At 69.2% G+C, this 23,070-nt stretch carries 22 protein-coding genes and 4 tRNA genes; 18 read left to right on the top strand and 8 right to left on the bottom strand.

The window, feature by feature from the left end:
- Window positions 1–239: 239 nt before the first annotated feature.
- A complete protein-coding gene (locus FQ377_RS05545; RefSeq protein WP_148600258.1) occupies window positions 240–1,622 on the top strand; it encodes an NAD-dependent succinate-semialdehyde dehydrogenase in 1,383 nt (460 codons plus the stop codon).
- A 434-nt stretch (window positions 1,623–2,056) separates the two neighbouring features.
- Here FQ377_RS05545 and FQ377_RS14980 read toward each other — a convergent pair whose 3' ends face one another.
- A complete protein-coding gene (locus FQ377_RS14980; RefSeq protein WP_222861843.1) occupies window positions 2,057–2,503 on the bottom strand; it encodes a class I SAM-dependent methyltransferase in 447 nt (148 codons plus the stop codon).
- A 281-nt stretch (window positions 2,504–2,784) separates the two neighbouring features.
- On the opposite strand from FQ377_RS14980, the gene FQ377_RS05535 reads away from it, so the two are divergent.
- The gene (locus FQ377_RS05535) at window positions 2,785–4,008 is read left to right on the top strand and encodes an amidohydrolase family protein (RefSeq protein ID WP_148600257.1); all 1,224 of its coding nucleotides are present in this window, start codon (window positions 2,785–2,787) and stop codon (window positions 4,006–4,008) included.
- Here the strand turns inward: FQ377_RS05535 and FQ377_RS05530 are convergent.
- Window positions 4,005–4,499, bottom strand: a complete 495-nt coding sequence (locus tag FQ377_RS05530) for a nucleoside deaminase (protein WP_148600256.1) — start codon at window positions 4,497–4,499, stop codon at window positions 4,005–4,007. The genes FQ377_RS05535 and FQ377_RS05530 overlap by 4 nt on opposite strands.
- Before the next feature lie 91 nt (window positions 4,500–4,590).
- Between FQ377_RS05530 and FQ377_RS05525 the strand changes: the two genes are divergently transcribed.
- Together FQ377_RS05525 and zapE are read left to right on the top strand one after the other, a co-directional pair.
- The gene (locus tag FQ377_RS05525) at window positions 4,591–4,980 is read left to right on the top strand and encodes a VOC family protein (protein ID WP_148600255.1); all 390 of its coding nucleotides are present in this window, start codon (window positions 4,591–4,593) and stop codon (window positions 4,978–4,980) included.
- Between the two features lie 151 nt (window positions 4,981–5,131).
- On the top strand, window positions 5,132–6,166 hold the full coding sequence (gene zapE, locus FQ377_RS05520; protein WP_148600254.1) for a cell division protein ZapE: 1,035 nt from the start codon (window positions 5,132–5,134) through the stop codon (window positions 6,164–6,166).
- 74 nt (window positions 6,167–6,240) lie between these two features.
- On the opposite strand, the gene FQ377_RS05515 is transcribed toward zapE, so the two are convergent.
- From FQ377_RS05515 to FQ377_RS05495, 5 genes are all read right to left on the bottom strand, one after another.
- Window positions 6,241–6,489, bottom strand: coding sequence for an antitoxin (locus FQ377_RS05515; protein WP_148600253.1), 249 nt, complete (start codon window positions 6,487–6,489; stop codon window positions 6,241–6,243).
- A 170-nt stretch (window positions 6,490–6,659) separates the two neighbouring features.
- Window positions 6,660–6,733, bottom strand: a tRNA-Gly gene (locus tag FQ377_RS05510).
- A gap of 28 nt (window positions 6,734–6,761) precedes the next feature.
- Window positions 6,762–6,836: transfer RNA gene (locus FQ377_RS05505), tRNA-Val, on the bottom strand.
- Between the two features lie 26 nt (window positions 6,837–6,862).
- Window positions 6,863–6,933 (bottom strand) — tRNA-Cys (locus FQ377_RS05500).
- Between the two features lie 52 nt (window positions 6,934–6,985).
- Window positions 6,986–7,059: transfer RNA gene (locus FQ377_RS05495), tRNA-Gly, on the bottom strand.
- 194 nt (window positions 7,060–7,253) lie between these two features.
- On the opposite strand from FQ377_RS05495, the gene FQ377_RS05490 reads away from it, so the two are divergent.
- From FQ377_RS05490 to rpe, 5 genes are all read left to right on the top strand, one after another.
- The gene (locus FQ377_RS05490) at window positions 7,254–8,138 is read left to right on the top strand and encodes a cytochrome (RefSeq protein WP_148600252.1); all 885 of its coding nucleotides are present in this window, start codon (window positions 7,254–7,256) and stop codon (window positions 8,136–8,138) included.
- 238 nt (window positions 8,139–8,376) lie between these two features.
- Complete coding sequence (gene def, locus FQ377_RS05485) at window positions 8,377–8,991, top strand: peptide deformylase (protein ID WP_148600251.1); 615 nt, start codon at window positions 8,377–8,379, stop codon at window positions 8,989–8,991.
- Complete coding sequence (locus FQ377_RS05480; RefSeq protein WP_148600250.1) at window positions 8,988–9,938, top strand: methionyl-tRNA formyltransferase; 951 nt, start codon at window positions 8,988–8,990, stop codon at window positions 9,936–9,938. Before def ends, FQ377_RS05480 begins: the two co-directional genes overlap by 4 nt.
- Window positions 9,935–11,497, top strand: a complete 1,563-nt coding sequence (locus FQ377_RS05475) for an RsmB/NOP family class I SAM-dependent RNA methyltransferase (RefSeq protein WP_148600249.1) — start codon at window positions 9,935–9,937, stop codon at window positions 11,495–11,497. The genes FQ377_RS05480 and FQ377_RS05475 overlap by 4 nt, the downstream gene beginning before the upstream one ends.
- Before the next feature lie 43 nt (window positions 11,498–11,540).
- Window positions 11,541–12,197 carry a ribulose-phosphate 3-epimerase gene (rpe, locus tag FQ377_RS05470; protein ID WP_262364297.1) on the top strand — a complete coding sequence of 219 codons (657 nt, stop codon included), beginning with the start codon at window positions 11,541–11,543 and terminating at the stop codon, window positions 12,195–12,197.
- A gap of 88 nt (window positions 12,198–12,285) precedes the next feature.
- Here rpe and FQ377_RS05465 read toward each other — a convergent pair whose 3' ends face one another.
- Window positions 12,286–13,005, bottom strand: a complete 720-nt coding sequence (locus tag FQ377_RS05465; protein ID WP_148600248.1) for an acVLRF1 family peptidyl-tRNA hydrolase — start codon at window positions 13,003–13,005, stop codon at window positions 12,286–12,288.
- Between the two features lie 74 nt (window positions 13,006–13,079).
- Here FQ377_RS05465 and FQ377_RS05460 point away from each other — a divergent pair, with 74 nt between their 5' ends.
- From FQ377_RS05460 to aroC, 9 genes are all read left to right on the top strand, one after another.
- Window positions 13,080–14,537, top strand: coding sequence for a replication-associated recombination protein A (locus FQ377_RS05460; protein ID WP_262364296.1), 1,458 nt, complete (start codon window positions 13,080–13,082; stop codon window positions 14,535–14,537).
- Window positions 14,538–14,810: 273 nt separating this feature from the next.
- Window positions 14,811–15,437 carry a 30S ribosomal protein S4 gene (gene rpsD, locus FQ377_RS05455; protein ID WP_148600246.1) on the top strand — a complete coding sequence of 209 codons (627 nt, stop codon included), beginning with the start codon at window positions 14,811–14,813 and terminating at the stop codon, window positions 15,435–15,437.
- 161 nt (window positions 15,438–15,598) lie between these two features.
- Window positions 15,599–15,973, top strand: coding sequence for a DUF948 domain-containing protein (locus FQ377_RS05450; protein WP_148600245.1), 375 nt, complete (start codon window positions 15,599–15,601; stop codon window positions 15,971–15,973).
- Window positions 15,974–15,995: 22 nt separating this feature from the next.
- Window positions 15,996–16,298, top strand: coding sequence for a DUF6167 family protein (locus FQ377_RS05445; protein ID WP_262364295.1), 303 nt, complete (start codon window positions 15,996–15,998; stop codon window positions 16,296–16,298).
- Window positions 16,299–16,430: 132 nt separating this feature from the next.
- On the top strand, window positions 16,431–19,109 hold the full coding sequence (alaS, locus tag FQ377_RS05440) for an alanine--tRNA ligase (protein WP_148600244.1): 2,679 nt from the start codon (window positions 16,431–16,433) through the stop codon (window positions 19,107–19,109).
- Between the two features lie 7 nt (window positions 19,110–19,116).
- The gene (ruvX, locus tag FQ377_RS05435; protein ID WP_262364294.1) at window positions 19,117–19,725 is read left to right on the top strand and encodes a Holliday junction resolvase RuvX; all 609 of its coding nucleotides are present in this window, start codon (window positions 19,117–19,119) and stop codon (window positions 19,723–19,725) included.
- Window positions 19,722–20,930: an endolytic transglycosylase MltG gene (gene mltG / locus FQ377_RS05430; RefSeq protein WP_148600242.1), complete on the top strand. Its 1,209-nt coding sequence runs from the start codon at window positions 19,722–19,724 to the stop codon at window positions 20,928–20,930. Before ruvX ends, mltG begins: the two co-directional genes overlap by 4 nt.
- A 3-nt stretch (window positions 20,931–20,933) precedes the next feature.
- Window positions 20,934–21,824, top strand: a complete 891-nt coding sequence (locus FQ377_RS05425) for a shikimate dehydrogenase (protein WP_148600241.1) — start codon at window positions 20,934–20,936, stop codon at window positions 21,822–21,824.
- Window positions 21,825–21,856: 32 nt separating this feature from the next.
- On the top strand, window positions 21,857–23,065 hold the full coding sequence (aroC, locus tag FQ377_RS05420) for a chorismate synthase (protein WP_148600240.1): 1,209 nt from the start codon (window positions 21,857–21,859) through the stop codon (window positions 23,063–23,065).
- Window positions 23,066–23,070 lie beyond the last annotated feature (5 nt).

Raw genomic sequence — 23,070 nt, 5'->3', positions numbered from 1 at the left:
TCCGCTCACTGTCGGAGGCGGAATTCACCGAGACGAACCTGAGCGATCTTCCGTCCGCGCCCGCCAGCGGCTTACTGGTCACTGCTGGCGCCTGATCAATGGCACAGAAGCGCTTTTGTTGGAAACTACACAGCAATAAGGAATGCTGCTTTATTCCCTCGTGGGGATTCTTTACGAGATTGGACGCGTCGATCTTCGAAGAATCGACAGTGGACTTGTCGTCGGCATATGGTGAAGAGATGACGACGTATTCATTGACCAATCCTGCCACGGGCAAAACCGAGCAGGAATTCACGACACTGGCGGACACCGAGGTTGCCGGGATCATCGAGCGGTCGGATCGTGCCGCCGCATCATGGCGCGACGTTCCGGTTGAGGAACGCGCACAGCTACTGTCGAAGGTCGCCGATGCCTACGATGCCCGGAAGGACGAACTGGCCGAGCTGATCGCACGCGAGATGGGGAAGCCACTCGCGGAGGCGGTAGGAGAAGCCGAGCTGTCCGGGGCGATCTATCGCTGGTACGCCGAGAACGGACCGAAATTGCTCGAGCCGGAACTACTCGACCCTCAGGGCGCGGACGAGTCCATGACGCAGACCGAGGCGGTCGGTCCGCTGATCGGAGTGATGCCGTGGAACTTCCCCTATTACCAGGTAGCGCGATTCGCGGGTCCTAATCTCATGGCGGGAAATACTGTCATGCTGAAGCACGCGCCCATCTGTGCGGCGTCCTCCGAATTGATGGCCGAGATCATGCATACTGCCGGAATCCCGGAAGACGCATACATCAATATTTTCGCCAGCAATGAGCAGATTGCCGAGATGATCGCCGATCCTCGGGTACGCGGGATCTCCCTCACCGGCAGCGAGCGGGCCGGCGCGGCAGTCGCGGAGACGGCGGGGAAGAACCTCAAGAAGGTGGTGCTCGAACTCGGCGGATCGGACGCGCTGATCGTGCTCGACGACGGCGAAGTGCAGAAGACGGCTGAGATCGCAGCCGAAGCGCGGCTCTCCAACGCGGGACAGGCGTGCAATTCTCCCAAGCGGATGATCGTCCCCAACTCGGAGTTCGACGCATTCCTCTCCACGGTCGTCTCGGTGTTCGAGAACGTGCAGGTCGGTGATCCGACGAAGTCGGACACCCAGATGGGTCCGCTGTCCTCAGTGGAGGCTCGGGACCGCGTCGTGGCGCAGGTGCAGCGTGCGGTGGAGCAGGGTGCCACCCTCCATGTGGGCGGTCAGGCCGCCGAGGGTGATGGAGCCTTCATGCAGCCTGCAGTACTCTCCGGAGTCACCAAGGACATGGACGCGTACTCGGAGGAGATCTTCGGCCCCGTCGCCGTCGTCTACGGCGTGGATTCACCTGAGGAAGCCGTGGCTCTCGCCAACGACGTCGATTTCGGTCTGAGTGGTTCGGTGTGGAGCACCGATATCGCCCGGGCCCAGGAGGTCGCCGATCAGCTCGACGTCGGCATGGCCTACGTCAACGAACACGGCACCACGCTGCCCGGCCTGCCCTTCGGCGGAGTGAAGCGCTCCGGCTTCGGTCGGGAGCTCGGTCGCTGGGGTATGGGCGAATTCGTCAACACGCGGCTACGCCGGACCTCGCACCTGAAGAGGTAGGGTCGCGGCCTCGGAGCTCCGAGGCGAGCGCGAACACGATTGCCCGGGGCGCCGAGGCGTCCGGTTCCACGGAACCGGACTCCTCGGCGCTCGTGCTTGGTCGACGAGACGGTCGACCGTCCGGCGGGCGGCAGGGTCACGCGAGTCGGGTGGCCCTGACGACGACGTCCTGAAGCGTGGTGCCGTGACCGTCGTGGTCGGACACCGTGCGGCGTGACTCCTCGGAGGTCAGGATCCGCCACTGCGCGGGCTCGAGGCGGGCGGCGATCTCGGCCGCCGTCGCTGAGGCCGAGGCCGGTGGGGAGCCGGCATCATGCCCGCCGCCGTCGCTCCCGGACCGATCGTGCCCTTGATCGTGCCCGTGCCCATTCGTGCCTTCGGTGACCGACGATGAGGAGGATTCCCGAGGGGCGTACCCACCCGGCGATGCGGTCCTAGAAGTCCAGTTGGGGCATCGCGGGATGAGCGTAGTGCGTGGTGACCAGGTCGTAGGACTCGTCCGGTTCCCAGGTCGAGAGGTCCACCTGGAGCCAGCGGGTCCGCTCGGTGACCCCGGCAGCGGCAGCCCGCTCCGCCGCGCGGTCGAGTGCTGCGGCGGCGATGTCCGCTCCGGTGACCGTCCAGCCTCGCTCGGCGAGCCATCTCGCCTCGGCACCTGAGCCGCAGCCTGCATCGAGGGCGCTGCGCGGCGGCAGGTGCGCGACCTCGCGGACGAGGTGGGGACTGGGTCGAGCGCCGCCCATTGCCGCTGCGCGGTCCCCTGCCCAGATCTGGTCCCAGTACCCCTGGTCGAAGGCGTGCTCTGTCGCATCCCTACCTCCGCTCGGCGGTCCGGCTTCCGCCGTGATCCCGACGGTGCGCGCTGCAGGTCCACGTGTCATTTCTGTTCTCCCGGGCCGGTTGCAGGTGACGTATTCACCTCCGTCCCGATGATGCTCCGCGAGACATCCTCTGGCAATCTGTAGTGCCGAAGGGAAATGCGGACGCATGGATTTCCCGCCCGTCCCGTCGAGTTCCTCAATCTCGTCGGCAAGCAGGGCGAACGCGCACACATTTCCTCCACCTCTTGGCGGACCCGACCGGGCCGGAAGGGGGGATCATGCCGCGAGCTCTGCATCCGGTCGCGCCGAATGCACTGGTCCGAGGAACGAGGAGGGGCACCATGCTCATCAGCAACGTCAGGCCGTGGGCCGCAGAAGCGAGCGACGTCGTGATCGACCAGGGGCGGATCGCGTCGGTCTCTCCCCATGATCCGCAGCGCCGGCCGGGCGCAGGAGAAGTACCGGGCCGGGGCCGTATCCTGCTGCCGTCCTTCACCGACGTCCATGTCCATCTCGATTCCACCCGCATCGGGTTGCCCTTCCGCGAGCACACCGGCCGGCCGGGTGTGTGGGGCATGATGAGCAACGACCGCGAGCACTGGCGTGACGCCGAGATCGGCCTGGAGGAGCGTGTGGCAGGCACCCTGGAACGCATGATCGCCAGGGGTACCACCCGAGTGCGCTCCTTCGCGCAGGTGGACGTGGACTGCAAGCTGGAGAAATACGAGGCCGTCGTGTCCGCGAAGGAGAAGTTCGCGGCCGAGGCCGAGGTCCAGATCATCGTGTTCCCCCAGGCCGGCATCCTGCTGGAGGACGGTACGGAGAAGTACCTGGAGGATGCGCTGAGGGCCGGTGCCGACGTCATGGGCGGCATCGACCCGTGCGCACTGGACCGCGATCCCGTGCGTCACCTCGACGTCGTCTTCGGCCTCGCGGAGAAGTACCAGGTGGATGTGGACATCCACCTCCACGAACCGGGCACCATGGGGGTCTTCTCGGCGGATCTTATCGCCGAACGCACCCGGGTTCTGGGGATGCAGGGACGAGTAAATCTCTCGCACGCCTACGAGCTGGGGAGCGTGGACGAGTCCACCAGCCGACGCCTGATCGACACGTTCGCCGAGCTGGACATCTCCATGACGTCCGTGGCCCCGAGCACCTCGAACCACCTTCCCCTGGATCAGCTGACCGACGCCGGTGTGCGCTTCGGGCTCGGCGAGGACGGGCAGCGCGACTACTGGAGCCCCTACGGCACCTGCGATCTGCTCGACCGCACCTGGCAGCTGGCCTTCGTCAACGGCTTCCGCAGGGACGAGCTCATCGGACACGCGCTAGCCGTCGCCACGATCGGTGGTGCCTCGATCATGGATCGCGACGTGCCGAGACTGGCCTCCGTCGGAGACCGGCCCGGCCTGTCCGTGGGCGATCGCGCCGATCTGGTGCTGGTGGACGGTGAGACCATCACGTCCGCCGTCATGGACCGCGGCACCGACCGCACGGTCCTGCACGACGGCGTCGTCGTGGCCGACGGGCTGACCGTCCTCTCCGCCGGCTCCCCCTACTAGGATCCGCCGGGGACGGGTCGGACGATCTTGCGGGCTCGCGCCTGGAGGGCCTTCATCACACCCTCGTACTCGGGGAACGGACCAGAGATCTCCACGTCCGGAGCGACCTCGGCGATGGGCAGGGGTGCGAAGGCGGGCAGCTCCTGGTCCCATTCCCGGAGCCAGGAGAACAGCTGCTCGGTGCTCGACGCGTACACGATCGGTCCGAGACCTACCAGGGCGTGCGCTGCACTGCACATGGGGCAGTGCTCCCCGGAGGTGTAGACGCTCGCGGCGGCGCGCTGCTCGGCCGTCAGTTCCGCCACGGCCCACTGTGTGATGGCGAATTCGGGATGGAGGGTCGCGTTCCCTCCGCTGACCCTGTTGCGGGATTCGTGGAGGACCCCACCATCAGCGCCTACGAGGACCGATCCGAACGGCTCGTCGCCGGCGTCGAGCGCCTCCGAGGCGAGCTCCACGCAGCGCCGAAGTAGTGAGTGGTGGATCTGCACGAAATGCTCCTGACGTCGAGGACCTCAATCTAGTCCACGGGGCGGACCGCGGACCGGCCCATCCTCTGCCCGGGTGCGGTTGACTGTAACCATGCCTACCGTCACCGGAATCAATCATCTTGCCCTGACCGTCAACGATCTGGAGATCAGCACGGCGTTCTACGAGCGAGTGCTGGGTTTCCCGCCCTCGGGCGAGCTGTCCGGGGACAATCTGGAGCGGCGGCTCTTCACCCTTCCTGATGGGACCAATCTCGGCCTGACCCAGCACGCCCGTCCCACCGGCGAGATCTTCACGCCATTCAGGCCCGGAATGGACCACCTGGGGCTGGGGGTCGACACGCGGCAGGAGCTGCAGGCATGGGCCGATCACCTCAGTACCCTCGGGGTGGAACACAGCGGTCTCGTGGACGCCTCCTACGGGACCGCCGTCAATTTCCGCGATCCCGATGGAACAGCACTGGAGATCTTCCTCAGCGCCTAGTCCCGAGGACTGCGACGGCCACCGGTACCACGGTAGGTCCACGGGTAAATCCGCAGTTTCCAGCAGGTCCGGGTGCCGTAGTCTTGCTGTGCGCAGCGACCGCTCCGGGCGCGCGCCCTCCTCCTGCAGGCGACAGAAAGCAGCAAGATCCGTGCCAACCATCGAACACCTGACCGAGCGCGCACCGAAGGTCTCCGTCGATGAGCTGTTGGGAGGGTTCTACCCCTCGCCGCGCTTCGGGGACGTGTCCTTCGACAGCTATCGCCCCGACCCGCAACAGCCGTCGCAGTCCGCGGCCGTCGCCAAGCTCCGCGAGTTCGCCGCGTCGGTCGACGAGTCCAAGCCGTCGGGCCTGCGCAAGCTGTTCGGCGGAGGAAAGAAGGAGACCACGAGGGCCGGCATCTACCTCGACGGCGGCTTCGGTGTCGGCAAGACCCACCTGCTCGCCTCGCTCTGGCATGCATCCTCGGGCCGGAAGGCCTTCGGGACCTTCGTGGAGTACACCAATCTGGTGGGCGCCCTGACCTTCCGGAAGACCGTCGACGCGCTCAGCACCTACAGCCTGGTCTGCATCGACGAGTTCGAGCTCGACGATCCCGGCGACACGGTGCTGATGTCGCGGCTGATGCGCGAACTCGCCGACGCCGGCGTCAAACTCGCCGCCACGTCCAACACGCTGCCAGGGTCGCTGGGGGACGGCCGGTTCGCGGCGGAGGACTTCCAGCGCGAGATCCAGGTCCTCGCCGACCAGTTCGAGGTGGCCAGGATCGATGGCGAGGACTACCGGCACCGCGGACTGCCCGAGGCCCCGGAGGCACTGGACGAGGAGTCGCTCCGGGAACGCATCGCGACGTACCCGGCAGGAGTCGTCGCGGAGGACGACTTCACCGAACTGGTGCGACACCTCGCCGATGTGCATCCCAGCCGGTACCGCCAACTGCTCGATGGCGTCGACGCCGTTGCCTGGCACGACGTCGGGACCATCACCGAGCAGTCCGTCGCCCTGCGCTTCGTGGTCCTGGCCGACCGCCTGTATGACCGCGACGTGCCGATCATGGCCAGCGGGACCACCTTCGACCATCTGTTCACGGACGAGATGATGAGCGGTGGCTACCTCAAGAAGTACTACCGGGCGGTCTCCCGCCTCACAGCGCTCGCCCGTCAGGGCAGTGAGGTGCCCGGCTAGATCCTCGACGGACGCAAGAAGCGCCGGTGCCGCCTCTCGGCGGTACCGGCGCTTCTGTATTGCCAGGCTGGGATTCACACGGCCGGCGGGGGAGGGCTGACGTCGTCGTTGCCGTCCTTCTTGTCGAATCTGTCGACCATCTCCGAAGCCTTGTCCTGCGCCCCGTCGATGTGGTTCGAGTACTTGCCACCGGTCTTGCTGTCGACGAAGTCGCCAGCCTTACCGAGACCGTCCTTGACCTTGTCGGCATTGTCGCCAACGAGTTCGCCTGCCTTACCCGCGAGGGTGCCGGCCTTGCCCTTGAGCCCGTCCAATAAACCCACGGACACCTCCTTTCGGTCATGGAGACGTGGTCCGTCTCCGTGCAGTCATCCTAGGCCAGGTGGGAGGGATGTCCTGTGGCGTCGTCACCACGCGGCCGCAGCGGATCCCGGGGACACAAAAAATGCCCGGTCCTCGCCAGGACCGGGCAATGGCCGACGTTCGGCCCGAGAGCGGACGACGGGATTCGAACCCGCGACATCCACCTTGGCAAGGTGGTGCTCTAGCCAGCTGAGCTACGTCCGCAAAGAAAAGCGTCCCCGAAGGGACGCTGTGGTGGGCGATACTGGGATCGAACCAGTGACCTCTTCCGTGTCAGGGAAGCGCGCTACCGCTGCGCCAATCGCCCATTTCCATGGTGCTCGTACCGTAGTGAGGTGGGGACGGGATTCGAACCCGCGTATACGGCTTTGCAGGCCGCTGCCTCGCCTCTCGGCCACCCCACCATGACCGAATCGCTTCGGCGGCCGGTGAGTTCCGACCCTACGGTGACTTGCGAGCGGACGACGGGATTCGAACCCGCGACATCCACCTTGGCAAGGTGGTGCTCTAGCCAGCTGAGCTACGTCCGCAGAAGAAAAAGTCTTTCGGAACCATCGCACGATGCCGTGCATCCAACGGTGATTCCTCGTTTTCCAACGAGAGGAAACACTATAGGACGTCCGGGGGTTCGTCCAATCCAGCGGCAGGCATGACGGGGCCGGATCCTGCCGCCGGCGCGCCATCGCGGGACCGGTCTGTCAGAGGGATCTGGGAGAGTGGAACCATGACCGCACCCCTCCTCGCGCACGCGACACCGCACGGCAGGATGTACGCCCGATCCACCTCCGAGCAGCCCACGGTGCCGTCGATCACCACCGTCATCTCGCAGCTGCCCAGTTCGCTGGGCGGGTGGTTCGGTCACATGGCAGCCAGCGCGCTCTCCCGGGACCCGCGCCTGCCGGGGGCGCTCGGCAAGCCCTCGGAACTGAGGACGGCAGTGCGGGAGGCGGCGACGGCAGCCGAGCGGTACCGCGACGACGCCGCACTGCGCGGCACCCGCGTTCACCACTACTGCGAGCAGGTGGCGCTGCGGGCGCTCGGGCGGCCCGACGAGGTCGACGCCGCCCGGCTCGCACTAGAGGAGCACGAGGAGGGTGGCTTCGCCCAGCGCTTCGACGAATGGTGGGAGCTGTACGACGTCCGCCCGATCGAGGCGGAGCTGACCGTCTGGAACGCGACGCTGGGCTACGCGGGCACCCTGGACCTCGTCGCCACGATCGGCGGACGTACTTGCCTGATCGACTACAAGACCAAGAAGACCGATCGAGACGGGTTCGTGAAGGCACTCGACGACAAGGTGGTCATGCAGCTCGTCGCAGGGATGAAGGCCGAGGAGTCCCTCGTGGATCCCGAGCAGGGCCGGTGGGGCCCATGGGCGCACGGGGACCAACCCCTCCTGCTCGGCGTCGCCGTCGGCCAGACCGAGGTACGTGCCATGCGGGCCAACCCGGCGGTCCTGAAGCAGCACTGGCTGCGGTTCTGCGCCCTGCGCCGCGCCTGGGAGGCGGGGCTGGAGGCTGAGGAGGCCGGCCGGGCGCTCCTGCCCATCGGACCTCCGCCGGCCAGGACCCCGGCGGACGAATCAGCCCACTCGACGCACTCCGCCTGAGCAACTCCTCGACGTCGCCCCCCTGTCACGTCACCGGACGTCGCTTCCGTCGCCTCCTCCGGATGTCGGCGGCGGCCGCACCCGGGGACCCGGATCCTCTCACGGAGTAGCCCGAGCGAGCGGTCGGTGACCCGGCACTAGGATTGACGGGAACCTCGTGGCCCCGGCCACGCCGACCGAACCGTGCTGCCCGCGTCCTCCGCCGGGCGGCGCGACCGACGTGAGGAACGAAGCACCGATGTCCGTCCTGAGTATTCGCATGATCGGCGATCCGATCCTCCGCACGCCGGCCGCCCCGGTCTCGGATTTCGGGCCCGAGCTGGCGCGGCTGATCGAGGACATGACCGAGACCATGATCGATGTCCAGGGGGCCGGTCTCGCCGCTCCCCAGATCGGCGTGGGCCTGCAGGTCTTCACGTATCGCGTGGACGGCGTCGAGGGGCACGTGGTCAACCCCGTGCTGGAGACCGCCGGACCGTCCCAGGGGGAGTCCGACGTCGAGGGCTGCCTGTCCGTCCCCGGCGTCGGCAGCTACATCGACAGGACGGACTGGGCCCGGGTCTCCGGAGTGGATGTCTCGGGGCACGAGATCGTGGTCGAGGGAACCGGCATGCTGGCCCGCGCCCTGCAGCACGAGACGGACCACCTCGGTGGCACGCTCTACATCGACCGGCTCGTGGGCGAGGATCGCAAGAACGCGCTCCGGGCCATCCGGCGCGCCGACTACAACCGGGTGACCTCCCGCACGGCGGCTGAGCGGTCGCGCACCCTCGGCTCGAGCTTCGTGCAGGGCGCATCGTCGGCACCACCGGCGCGCTCCGCGGATCCCACCGGCACCCGGGCCAGCCGGTGAGGATCCTCTTCGCGGGGACGCCCGAGGTCGCGGTCCCGTCACTCCGCGCTCTCGTCGACGCCGGCTTCGACATCGCGGCCGTCCTCACGCGCGTCGACGCGCCGGTCGGGCGGCGGAGGATCCTCACGCCCAGCGCCGTCGCCGCCGTCGCCGTCGAGCTGGGACTGCCGGTCCTGAAGGCCAACCGCTTCACACCCGAACTCGTCGCCGAACTCGCGGGCCTCGAACTCGACGCCGCGGCCATCGTCGCGTACGGCGGCATCGTCCCGCCGGCCGCACTGATGGTTCCCCGGCACGGCTGGGTCAATTTGCACTTCTCCGTCCTCCCGGCGTGGCGGGGTGCGGCTCCCGTGCAGCACGCGGTCCTGGCCGGGGACGACGTGGCGGGCGCGACCACATTCCTCCTCGAGGAAGGCCTCGACACGGGGCCGGTCCTCGGGGTGATGACCCAGACGCTCGAGCCCTCGGCCACGAGCGGTGAGATGCTCGGGAGCCTCTCGCACAGCGGCGCCGTCCTGCTCGTCCAGACGCTCTCCGGGATCGATGCCGGGCAACTCACGCCCACACCGCAGACCGGCGAGCCGAGCGCCGCGCCCAAGCTCACGATCGACGACGCGCGGATCGACTGGTCCCAGCCGGCCGTCGCCGTACGACGCCGCATCAACGCCGTCACGCCGGAGCCGGGAGCGTGGACCACCCTCGACGGCCAGCGCGTGAAGCTCGGGCCGGTCACGGACGCGGCGTCCGCAGTGGCCACCGGCGAATCCACTCCACCGCAGGAGGCCCTGGGCCCCGGAGTGCTCCGCGTGGACGGCAGGAACGTCCTCGTGGGCACGGGCTCGCAGCCCGTCAGGCTGGGGCGCCTCCAGCCGGCGGGCAAGAAGATGATGGATGCCCTCGACTGGGCACGAGGCGCGGCAGCGCGCGGAGAGCTGGTGTTCGTATGACGGGAAGCGCAGGATCCGGCAGCGGGTCACGGGACGGAAATCGTCCGCGACGAGCGGGGGAGGCGGGTGGAACCGGAGGCCCCGCGCAGGGAGCCCATCGCCGGCGCGACGACCAGGGTCGCGAACGCAATCGTGGTGGGCAGCGGCAGTTCTCCGACGCGGCGCCGTCGCAGCGCACACGCCGTGCCGATCCCGCACGCCTCGTGGCGTTCGAGGTCCTGCGGGCCGTCGCTGCGGACGATGCCTATGCCAACCTCGTCCTGCCCGCGAGCATCCGCAAGCACCGCCTCGACCGCCGCGACGCCGGCTTCGCCACGGAGCTCACTTACGGGGCACTGCGCGGTCAGGGGACCTACGACGCCGTCCTCGCCAGGTGCGTGGACCGGCCCCTCGGTAAACTGGACCCCGCGGTGCTGGACGCCCTGCGGATCGGGGTGCACCAGCTACTTGCCATGCGCGTGCCGGCGCACGCCGCACTCGACCAGACCGTCGGCCTGGTCCGGGCGGTCATCGGGGCCGGCCCTTCGTCGCTCGTGAACGCCGTGCTCCGGAAGGTGAGTGCGCGCGATCTCCAGGGCTGGGTCGACGACCTGGTCACCGGACTGACGGACCCCGTCACGATCGCCTCCCTCACCCACAGCCACCCGGAGTGGATCGTCCGCGCCTTCCGCCAGGCACTCGTGGCCCATGGGCGCGACGTCGCGGAGCTGGACAGCCTGCTCGCCGCCGACAACGCGGCGCCCCTCGTGCATCTCGTGGCGCTGCCGGGGCTCGGCACGCTCGAGGAGGTGCTCGACGACGGTGCCGAACCCGGACGCCTGGCTCCCGACTCCGCCTACTACGCAGGCGGTGACATCAGCCGGCTCCCCGGCATCGGCACGGGCACGCTCCGCGTTCAGGATTCCGGCTCCCAGTTGGTGGCGCGCGCGCTCGCCGCCGTCGAGGTGGACAGCACCGAACCCGAGCGCTGGCTCGATCTCTGTGCGGGACCGGGCGGCAAGACCGCACTGCTCTCGGCGCTCGGGCAGGACACCGGCGTCCACGTGGTCGCGAACGAGCCGATCGAGCACCGCGCGCAGCTGGTGCGGCAGGCCCTGCGCCCCCTGCCGGAGGAGTCGTGGACGGTCCGGGTGGGGGACGGCCGGGACGTGGGCGCCGAGGAGCCGGGCAGCTACGACCGCGTACTCGTCGATGCACCGTGTACCGGGCTCGGCGCACTCCGTCGTCGACCGGAGTCGCGCTGGCGCCGGCGACCGGCAGATCTCGTGGACCTGGCACCTCTCCAGCGCGAGTTGCTGACCTCCGCGCTCGACGCCGTCGCGCCCGGCGGTGTGGTCGCGTACGTGACCTGTTCCCCACACCACGCGGAGACCGACGCCGTGGTGGACGACTGCCTGCGCAAGCGGCCCGAGTTCGAGCGCCTGGACGCCGGGGCCGCGCTCGATGCCGTGAGCATCGGCGGCCCGCTGCAGGCCGGCCACGGGATGAGCGCACAGCTCTGGCCCCATGTCCACGGCACGGATGCCATGTATCTCGCCCTGCTCCGCAGGACCCGCTGAGGCCTCGCGGCAGCTCTTCCGCAGGCACGTGAAAGGAACCACAGTGATCCGTATCAACCCGAGCATCCTCTCAGCGGACTTCGCCAATCTGGAGTCGGAACTGCAGCGCATCGGCACCGCCGATGCCGTGCACGTGGATGTCATGGACAACCACTTCGTGCCGAATCTGACCCTCGGGCTCCCGGTGGTGCAGCGGATCCACGAGGTGAGCCCGCTGCCACTGGACGTGCACCTCATGATCGAGGACCCCGACCGCTGGGCGCCGCAGTACGCCGAGGCGGGGGCGGCGTCGGTGACCTTCCACGCGGAGGCGGCTGCCGCACCGGTGAGACTGGCGCGCGGGCTGCGCGACGCCGGTGCCCGGGCGGGTATGGCCTTGCGGCCGGCCACTCCTGTGGAGCCGTATCTGGACATGCTGGCGGAACTCGACATGCTCCTGGTGATGACGGTGGAGCCCGGCTTCGGCGGGCAGAGCTTCCTGGATCTCACGCTGCCGAAGATCCGCAGGGCCGCCGAGGCCATCCGGGGCGCGGGTCTTCCCCTGGTCGTCCAGGTGGACGGCGGTATCACGACCGAAACCATCCAACGGGCTGCGGACGCCGGAGCCACGGTGTTCGTGGCCGGCTCCTCGGTGTATGGAGCGGACGACGCCGCCGTCGCCATCGAGTCCCTGCGGACGGCAGCCGCCGCGAGCCGATGATCAAGCGCGATGGTCAGCGGCGTCCGTCACGGTCGCTGATCACCCGCATCGAGGGATCCCCTCGCTCAATCGCTGGTGGCCTCCGGAGTCAGCTGGCGACCGGCGGATCAGTCACGGTGATGCGGATCGAGAGTGCCGAACGCGCGGCTTCCTCGAGCACGGTGTACCGGGGATCCTGCACCGTCAGGAAGGGCGTCTGCGGCAGACCCGCCCATGCTCTGAGGATCGGCTCCGCCAGGACCTGGCCGGCGAGGGTCCTGTCCCCGCCGAGCTGCAGGGACGACGGCGGGTGCGCCGCGAGGAGTGCAGCAGCGCGCCCCGCGGTCTCCTCCACGAGGCCCGCCGCCTGGTTCGCCCGCCGGCGGGCGAACCGCTGCTGCGACCAGCCGCCGGCCGCCGTCCTGCCCTGGACGTAGCGCGTGCCGGTCTTGGAGGCGAGGATCCGCCCCTGGCGGGCCACGCCCACCGAGTAGCCTCCGCGGCGGATCAGGAGCAGGCCCACGGGAAGGGAGAGATCGAGACGGCCCAGCAGCGCCGCGACCAGGTCGGCTCCGTGGTCGCGGGTCAGGGAGGGGGACCCAGAGCCGACGCCGTGACCACCCGACAACGGCGCCGACAGGCTGCTCCGGGGACCGGCCGGCAACGGGGGCGTCAGCACTGCGGCGCACCCGTTGGCGGCGATGATGCGCACCGAGGCCTCCGAGCCTGGATCGGGTTCCATGGTGTAGGGGCCGTTGCGCGCGAGGAACCGGGTGAGCCAGCCCTCGAGGCGGTGTGCTTCGAGGAGGACCGATCTGGTCTGGGCCATGGCGTGTCCTTCGTGGTCGGCTGCCGGGCACGATGGCGCGGGCGTCGTCAGGAGCCCACAGTAACGTGGAGCGCGTGAATGATCTCTTCAGCGCAGCAGCCGAGGACGACGGCCCCGCCTCGCCGGGACGCGCCTCCGGTGGACCGCGCAGCCCCCTGGCCGTGAGGATGCGGCCGCGTTCCCTGGACGAGGTGGTGGGCCAGCAGCATCTGCTGGGCCGTGGCTCGCCGCTGCGTACCCTCGCCGGCGAACAGGATCCCGGAGCGCATGCGGCTCCCTCGTCGGTGATCCTCTGGGGGCCACCCGGCACCGGCAAGACGACGCTCGCCCACGTCATCGCGCGCGGCCAGGGACGCACGTTCGTGGAGCTCTCCGCGATCACCGCCGGGGTCAAGGACGTGCGCCGGGTCATGGACGAGGCCCTGACCACCCGCGATCTGTACCGCCAGACCACGGTCCTGTTCCTCGACGAGATCCACCGCTTCAACAAGGCCCAGCAGGACGCCCTGCTGCCCGGCGTGGAGAACGGATGGGTGGTGCTGATCGCCGCAACCACCGAGAATCCATCCTTCTCCGTCGTCTCGCCCCTGCTGTCCCGCTCGCTGCTGCAGACGCTCCGGCCGCTCGACGAGGAGGACATCCGCGGCCTGCTGCAGCGAGCCGTCGACGACGAGCGCGGGCTGGCGGGATCGGTCGAGGTCTCCGACGAGGCGCTCGAGCACCTCGTCCGGCTGGCGGCCGGTGACGCCCGGCGAGGGCTGACGGCGCTCGAGGCCGCGGCCGGCGTCGCCCGCTCGGAACGGAGCTCCGGTCCCGCGGCCGATCCTGCCGGAGCCGGGGAGCACCCGGCCGGGCCCCCGGAGGATGAGGATGGCGGCGACGAGGAATCCCTTCCCGCCCTCGTCACGCTCGAGCACGCGGAGAAGGCCGTGGATGTGGCCGCCCTGCGCTACGACAGGGCGGGGGACCAGCACTACGACGTCGCCAGCGCGTTCATCAAGTCGCTCCGCGGATCAGACGTCGACGCCGCACTGCACTACGTGGCCAAGATGCTCGAGGCAGGGGAAGACCCCCGGTTCATCGCCCGCCGGCTCATGATCTCCGCCGCCGAGGACGTGGGGATGGCAGATCCCACGGCGCTGCAGACCGCCGTCGCCGCCGCCCAGGCGGTGCAGCTCGTGGGGATGCCCGAGGCCCGCATCATCCTCGCGGAGGCGGTGGTGCACATCGCCACCGCCCCGAAATCGAACGCCGCCTACAACGGCATCAATGCTGCCATCGCGGACGTGCGGGCAGGCCGCGGGCAGGGCATCCCCGCGCACCTGCGTGACGCCCACTATCCCGGGGCCTCGCAGCTCGGCCACGGGAAGGGCTACACGTACTCCCACGATGCGCCCCACGGGATCGCCACGCAGCAGTACGCACCGGACGATCTCGCCGAGCGAAACTACTACGAGCCGACGGACCGCGGACTGGAACGGGACATCGCCGCGCGGCTGTCCCGCCTGCGCCGCATCATCCGCGGGAGGTAGAGAGCCAGGCCGGAAACCCATGAGCGATTCGATGACCCCTCCGCGTGACTGCTAGCATTGGACGCTGACTGGCAAGTCGTCGTGTACCAGCCGTCTCCCCGATACCGCCGCAGGATCTGTCCTGCGGTTTCGGCGGCGGCCAGGGTCGCAACGGACTGTAGTACCGGGAAGCGGCCAATCCCGGCTCTCCGCAAGTGGAGGCCAGCGACACCAGGAAGTACTGATGCCCTCGCGGCTGACGTCTCTTCGCCGCGAAAACATCGAAAGGTAGACGTGGCCAACAACACACGTGCCCGTCGGAAGGTTCGCATCTCGCGAGCCCTCGGCATCGCTTTGACCCCCAAGGCAGAGAAGTACCTCGAGCGCCGGCCCTACGCGCCGGGCCAGCATGGCCGCGCGCGTCGCAAGCAGGACAGCGACTACGCCGTACGTCTGCGCGAAAAGCAGCGGCTGCGCGCCCAGTACAACATCCGCGAAGCCCAGATGGCCCGCATCTTCGAGGAAGCCCGCCGCACGGCAGGACTGACCGGTGAGAACCTGATCGAGCTGCTCGAGATGCGCCTCGACGCGCTCGTGCTCCGCTCCGGATTCGCCCGGACCAGCGCCCAGGCCCGCCAGCTGATCGTGCACCGTCACATCATGGTCGACGGCGCACGCGTGGACCGTCCGTCCTTCCGCGTCGCCGAGGGTCAGCTCATCCACGTGCACAGCCGCAGCGAGACCATGGTCCCGCTGCAGGTTGCCGCAGCCGGTGCGCATCGCGACGTCCTTCCCGCCGTCCCCGGCTACCTGGACGTCCAGCTCGACAAGCTCCAGGCCCGCCTCGTGCGCCGCCCCAAGCGCTCCGAGGTCCCCGTGACCTGCGAAGAGCAGCTCGTCGTCGAGTACTACGCTCGCTGATCGACCGCATCCCCTCCCACGCCTGATGGGCAGCCGGAGCGGTATGTAAGGGAAGAGCCCGCGGCACTGCCGCGGGCTCTTCCTTCTGTAAGGTACTAAGAGCAAGAAATCCCCATGCCCGGCCTCGCCACGAGGCCACCCCTGCGTAAAGGAGACCGCCCATGTCAGGTGGAGATATTGCGGGCCTCATAGCTGCTGGCGTGTTCGCCGTCCTGGTCCTGCTGCTCGCCGTGCCGATCTGGAAGCTCGGCCGTGTGTTCGACGAGCTCCGCAAGGCCATCAGGACGGTGACGGAAGAGACGACGCCGCTGATCGAGGAGGTCACGAGCACCGTCAGCACCACGCACCAGCAGCTCAAGACCGTCGACGGCATCACCTCGAACGTCTCCGACGCATCGGCCAACATCTCCGCCCTGTCATCCCTGGTCGCGGCCACGATCGGCGCCCCGCTCATCAAGGTGTCGGCGTTCTCCTACGGCGTCCGCTCGGCCTTCGCCGGACGGACCTCCCCCGCGCGCCGCCGCCGTAGCCGCTAGCCCCACTGAAACGGAGAGAACGATGATCAGAAGAGTCTTCTGGCTTGCAGCCGGGATCACCATCGGCGTCGTCGCGGTGCGCAAGGTCTCGCAGGCGAAGTCCACCCTCGGCCCCGAGGGCCTGAACCGCGCCGTGGGCCAGGTCGGCGACAGCATCGCCGACTTCGCCGACGCCGTCCGCTCGGCGATGTCCGAGCGTGAGAACGATCTGCGCTCGGCCCTGGGCGTGGAGGTGCCCGCCGCCCCGGCGGCACCCGGCCCGGTCGGGGATGCCTCCGTCACACCCGACGTCGCCGTCCAACCCACCCGGCGCTCCCTGCGCTGATCCCACCGGCGGCACCTGCCTCGTCCGGGTGCGTGCCCGCTCCGCCGGCAGTCGCCGGGGCCCGGGCCCGCAGGGCCCCGTGATGCCCGCGGTTCCTCCCGCGCCCTGATCACCCCACCGAAGGATCCACCCATGAAGTCCCATGAGATCGCCACCCGCTGGCTGAGCTACTTCGAGAAGAACGGGCACACCGTGGTGCCCTCCGCATCCCTCGTGTCCTCCGACCCCTCCCTCCTGTTCACGGTCGCCGGAATGGTGCCGTTCATCCCCTACCTCACGGCTCGCGAGGAAGCTCCCTACGACCGGGCGGTCAGCGTCCAGAAGTGCATCCGGACCGGGGACATCGAGGAAGTGGGCAAGACGGCCCGCCACGGGACGTTCTTCCAGATGTGCGGAAACTTCTCCTTCGGTGACTACTTCAAGGCGGAAGCGATCCGCATGGCCTGGGAGCTGCTGACCAGCAGCGTCGCCGACGGCGGCTTCGGGCTGCCCGCGGAGAAGCTCTGGATCACGGTCTACCACGAGGACGAGGAAGCCCTGACCATCTGGCGCGACACCATCGGTGTCCCGGCCGGGCGGATCCAGAAGATGGGCAAGAAGGACAACTACTGGTCCACCGGTCAGCCCGGTCCGGCCGGACCCTGCTCCGAGATCTTCTACGACCGCGGCCCGGCCTATGGCGTGGACGGCGGCCCGGAGGCCGACGATGCCCGCTACGTCGAGATCTGGAATCTGGTCTTCATGCAGTACCAGCGCGGCGAGGGGATCGGCAAGGACGACTTCGAGATCCTGGGTGAACTACCGAAGAAGAACATCGACACGGGCCTGGGCCTCGAGCGCCTCGCGATGATCCTGCAGGGCGTGGAGAACATGTACGAGACGGACCAGGTACGCCCCGTCCTCGATCGTGCTGCCGAGCTCAGCGGGAAGGCCTACACCAGCGCCGAGTCCGCCGAGGATCCGCACCACACCGACGACGTCCGCATGCGGGTGGTCGCCGATCACATCCGGTCGTCCCTGCTCCTCATCGCCGACGGCGTGAGCCCCTCCAACGAGGGTCGCGGATACGTACTGCGCCGCCTCATCCGGCGTGCGGTGCGCGCCATGCGCCTGCTGGGAGTGGAGAAGGCCTGCCTCCCCGAACTGCTGCCTGCGTCCCGCGACGCGATGAAGGGGTCCTACCCGGAGGTCGAGGCGGACTTCGAGCGCATCAGCCGCATCGCCTACGCCGAGGAGAAGGCGTTCCTGCGGACCATCGCCTCGGGTACTGCGCGACTCGAGGAGGCCGTCAAGGAGTCCCTCGCCGAGCAACGACCCCTGTCCGGCCAGGACGCCTTCAGCCTGCACGACACCTACGGGTTCCCCATCGACCTGACGCTGGAGATGGCCGAGGAAGCCGGTCTCTCCGTCGACGCCGAGGGCTTCCGGTCCCTCATGCTCGAGCAGCGCCAGCGTGCCCAGGCCGACGCGCGTGGGAAGAAGACCGGCCATGCCGATCTCTCGGTCTTCACCGAACTCCTCGGACGCGGGCAGACCGTCTTCACCGGCTACGACGAGCTCACGTCGGAGGCCGTGATCATCGGTCTCCTCGAGAAGGGGCAGTCCGTGCCGAGCGCACGGCAGGGTGACGAGATCGAGGTGGTCCTCGACCAGACCCCGTTCTACGCCGAGGCCGGTGGTCAGGCGGCCGACGTCGGACTCATCTCCGGCAACGGCTTCGTCCTCGAGGTGCTCGATGTCCAGCGTCCGCTCAAGGGCCTGAGCGTGCACCGCGCGATCGTCCGCGAGGGGGAGGCGGCGCAGGGCGCCACCGTGACCGCCGCCGTCGACCGCCAGCGGAGGCACGCCGGGGAGCAGGCCCACTCCGGCACGCACATCGTCCATGCAGCTCTGCACGAGATCCTCGGCCCCGAGGCGCTGCAGCGCGGTTCGTTCAACAAGGCCGGGTACCTGCGCTTCGACTTCTCCTGGGGTGAGGGCATCAGCGCCGCGGCCCGCTCGGAGATCGAGGAGGTCTCCAACATCGCGATCCGCAACAATTACGAGGTGGAGACGAAGATCATGTCCCTCACCGAGGCGAAGGAGCTCGGCGCCACCGCGCTCTTCGGCGAGGCCTACGGCGACACCGTGCGCGTCGTCGAGATGAACGCGGACTTCTCCCGCGAGCTGTGCGGCGGCACGCACGTGGCGTCGACGTCGCTCATCGGCAGTCTCACGCTGCTCGGCGAGCAGTCGGTGGGCTCGGGCAACCGGCGTGTGGAGGCTCTCGTAGGGCTCGACGCCTTCCGCCACCTCGCCGCTGAGCGCGCCCTCGTCTCGGAATTGTCCGACATGCTCAAGGTGCCCTCGGTGCAGCTCCCGGAGCGCCTCGCGGCCACACTGACCCGGCTCAAGGGTGCGGAGAAGGAACTCGACCGGCTGCGGAAGGAACAGCTCGTGGCCGCGGCGGGAGCCCTCGTGGACACCGCCGTCGACGTCGACGGCGTCCGCGTGATCGCGCACGACGCCGGCGAGATCGGCGGCGCCGACGAACTCCGCACGCTCGTGCTCGACCTGCGTGGCCGACTGGGCTCGGAGCCCGCCGTCGTGGCCGCAGCCGGCGTTGCCCAGGACAGGCCGCTGGTGCTCATCGCCACGAACGAGGGCGCCCGCGGCACCGGGATCAAGGCCGGGGCGCTCGTTCGCACGGCCGCGACGATCCTCGGCGGCGGCGGAGGCGGCAAGGATGACGTCGCCCAGGGCGGCGGCGCAGACCCCGCACGCATCCCCGACGCGCTGTCGGCGGTCCGCGCGGCGGTCGCGGATCGCTGAGGGCGCCGTGACTGGCCCGAATCCCGGCGGGCAGGATGCCGGGCCGTCGTACCCGGTGGGCCCGAAACTGGGCGTGGACGTCGGCCAGGTGCGGGTGGGCCTGGCCGCCTGCGACAGGGACTCCCTGCTCGCCACGCCCGTGAGGACGCTGAAACGTGACGCCCGCCGGAACCACGACGTGCGGCTCGTGGCCCGCGAGGCGATCGAGCGCGACGCCGTGCAGATCGTCATCGGCCTGCCGAAGAACCTCAGCGGGCGCGAGGGGGCATCGGCGGAGATGGCGAGGGAGTACGCCGGGCTGGTGGTCGAGGAACTCGTCCGGCAGGCGCACCCCATCCCGGTGCGACTCGTCGACGAGCGGCTCAGCACTGTCTCCGCCCATCGGTCGCTGCACTCGGCTGGCCTCAGCAGCCGCGAGCATCGTAAAGTGGTGGACCAGGTGGCTGCCGTCGAAATTCTCCAGCATGCCATCGACATGCAACGTTCGCGCGGACGGGATGTGGGGGATCCGGTTCCCACACGTGACGCAGCGGGTGTTCCACGCCCGCTGCCCACCCCTACGGAGGAGCCATCCATGAAGAACATGTCGTCGAGCAGGAGGGAAGAGGAAGCGTGAGTCGCGAATCCCGTTCCGCCCCCTCCACCGAAGGAACCGACGGCGCCCACGGCGCCCACCCGGAGACCGTCGAGGACTTCTTCGTGGCCCAGGACGAGGGTGGGCCGGACACGCAGAACCCCCCGCCCCGCACCAAGGCCAAGCAGCGACGCCGCCGCCGTCGTACCGTGATCGTCCTCGTCGTCCTTCTCGTCTTCGCAGGCACGGTCTTCGGCGTCGCCCTGATGCTCCGAGACCTGCTCGGCTTCAACGAGGTGACTGATTACGCGGGCCCGGGCGGTGAGGAGACGGTGTTCACGGTGGAGCAGGGAGCCGGCGCCCTCGCCGTCGGCACCGGACTGGAGAATGCCGACATCGTGGCCGACGCCGGTGTCTTCGTGACGGCGCTCGGCGAGATCTCGGACGGCCGCGAGGTGCAGCCCGGCGAGTACGAGCTGCGACGCCAGATGACCGCCGAGGGAGCAGCCGAGGCGCTCCTGGGCGAGGACCCCACGCTCGTCTCCTATGCTGCCGTCGCGCGTGACCTGCGCCAGGGCGAGGTGTTCGACATCCTCGCCGAGTCCACGGGGATACCCGTTGCGGAGTTCACGGCCCTGGCCGAGGACCCGACCCAGTTCGGGCTGCCCTCGCAGGCTCTCTCGCTCGAGGGATACCTGCACCCGGGGGAGTACCGCTTCGACATCGACGCGACCGCCACGGACATCGTCACCGAGATGATCACCGCCACCACGGACCGGCTCACCGATGATGGCGTCACCGACCCGGACGAGCAGTACCGGACGCTGACGATCGCCAGCATCGTGCAGGCCGAGGCGCAGGAAGGGGACTACGCCACGGTTGCGGGGTCGATCGAGAATCGCCTGACACCGGGGAACACGGAGACCAACGGCTTCCTGCAGTCGGACGCCACGGTCGCCTACGGCCTGGGGGAGCGGACCTATCAGCTCACCCCGGAGGAGAAGGCTGACAAGTCCAACCCGTACAACACGTTCGCCAACACCGGCCTGCCCAAGGGCCCCATCGGCTCACCCAGCGACGAAGCCATCGACGCCGCGGTTAATCCTGCCGATGTGCCGTTCTACTTCTGGGTCACTGTCGATCTGAAGACCGGGGAGACCAAGTTCTCCGAGACCTACGCCGAGCACCTGGGCTACGTCCAGGAGTACGAGCAGTGGTGCGCGGACAACGAGGGGCAGTGCGAGTAGGTCGTGCCGAGTGAGCCCACGGCCGCTCCGGGACTCCGGGCGGCCGTGATCGGCTCGCCGATCGGCCACTCGAAATCCCCGCGGCTCCATGCGGCGGCCTATCGGGCTCTCGGGATCTCGTGCACCTACACCGCGGAGGATGTCACCGAGTCACAACTGGTCGGATTCGTCGATGCGGTGCGCGGCGATCCCGGGTGGCGTGGGCTTTCCGTCACCATGCCGCTCAAGGCCGGCACGGCCCGGCTGATGGACACGGTGACCGAGCCCGCGGGCGCGCTCGGCGTGGTCAACACCGTCGTCGCGACCGCGAACCCCGCCGATGCCCGCCGCAGCATCCTCACCGGACACAACACCGACGTCGCCGGTGTGCTGCACGCCCTCGTCGCTGCCGGTGCCGGGGCGCCCGCACGGGCCGTGGTCCTCGGCGGAGGGGCCACCGCCGCGGCGGCGATCGCCGCCCTGGCGCAGCTCGGAGCAGGGGATTGCCGTGTGATCGTGCGCCGCCCGGAGGCGGCCGCCGATCTCCACCGCGTCGGTGAGCAGCTCGGGATCGGCATCGTCATGGTCCCGTGGGACGACGGCGCGGTAGAAGTGGCCGCCGCCGACGTCATCGTCTCCACCCTCCCGCCCCACGGCGCCGATGCGCTGGCGGGCTTCCTCGCGGACGATACGGGTTTCACGACTGACGGGACGCTCCTCGACGTCGCGTACGACCCGTGGCCCAGCGATCTCGCAGCGGTGTGGCAGGAGCGCGGCGGCGTGATCGTGCCCGGCCTCGACATGCTCATCCAGCAGGCGGTGGAGCAGGTGCGCCTGTTCTTCCCCGACGTCCAGCAGCACAGGGACACCATCCTGGCCGCGATGTGTGACGCAGTGGACGTGCCCCGGCGCTGACCCGCGCGCTGCCGCATGGCAGGATGGAAACCATGGTGCGTTGGCTGACAGCAGGAGAATCGCACGGCCCCGCCGTGGTCGGGATCATCGAGGGGATCCCCGCGGGGGTCGAGATCACCAGCGGCGACATCCAGGCAGCCCTGGCGCGCAGGCGGCTCGGATACGGGCGCGGCGCCCGCATGAAGTTCGAACTCGACCAGGTCCGCATCACCGGCGGCGTGCGCCACGGGCTCACGCAGGGCGGCCCGGTGGCCATCGAAGTGGCCAACACCGAGTGGCCCAAGTGGGACAAGATCATGTCCGCGGACCCGCTCGGCGACGATGACGCCGCCGAGCTCGCCGCCTCCGCGCGCAACGCCCCGCTCACCCGACCCCGGCCCGGTCATGCCGATTTCACCGGCATGCAGAAGTACGGCTTCGACGAGGCCCGGCCCGTGCTCGAGCGTGCCAGCGCCCGCGAGACCGCCACCCGCGTGGCTCTCGGCACCGTCGCCGCCCGGTTCCTCGCAGGGCTCGGCATCAGGCTCGTCAGCCACACAGTGTCCATCGCCACCGTCTCCGTCCCCGACGACGCGCTGCTGCCGGCTCCCGAGGACGTCATCGCGCTCGATGCCGATCCGCTGCGCTGCTTCCACCGTGACACCTCGGACGCCATGGTGGTGGAGGTCGACGCCGCCCACAAGGAGGGTGAGACCCTCGGCGGCGTCGTGGAGGTGGTGGTCTACGGACTGCCGCCAGGATTGGGCAGCTACGTCCACTGGGACCGGCGCCTCGACGCGCGGCTTGCAGCCGCACTCATGGGCATCCAGGCTATCAAGGGCGTGGAGGTGGGGGACGGCTTCGCGACGGCCGCACGTCGGGGAACCGCCGCCCACGACGAGATCGTCCACGACGACGAGGGCGGGATCGTCCGCGCCAGCAACCGGGCCGGCGGGATCGAGGGCGGCATGAGCATCGGGGACGTCCTGCGCGTGCGTGCCGCCATGAAGCCGATCGCCACCGTGCCCCGCGCCCTGCGCACGGTCGACGTCAGCACGGGACAAGCGGCGCGTGCCCACCACCAGCGCTCCGACGTCTGTGCGGTCCCGGCAGCGGGCGTGGTCGCCGAGGCGATGACGGCCCTGGTCATCGCGGATGCCGTCGCCGAGAAGTTCGGTGGCGACAGCCTGGCGGAGACCGCCCGCAATCTGCGCACCTACCTCGAGAGCATCCCGCAGTTCCTCGACTCCGCCCGGTCCTGAGCTCA

Origin of the sequence: Arthrobacter echini (assembly GCF_008107445.1) — a bacterium.
GTDB classification, from domain to species: domain Bacteria; phylum Actinomycetota; class Actinomycetes; order Actinomycetales; family Micrococcaceae; genus Arthrobacter_D; species Arthrobacter_D echini_A.
Note: the sequence above shows the minus strand (reverse complement) of the source record. Positions and strands in the feature narration are given on the sequence as shown.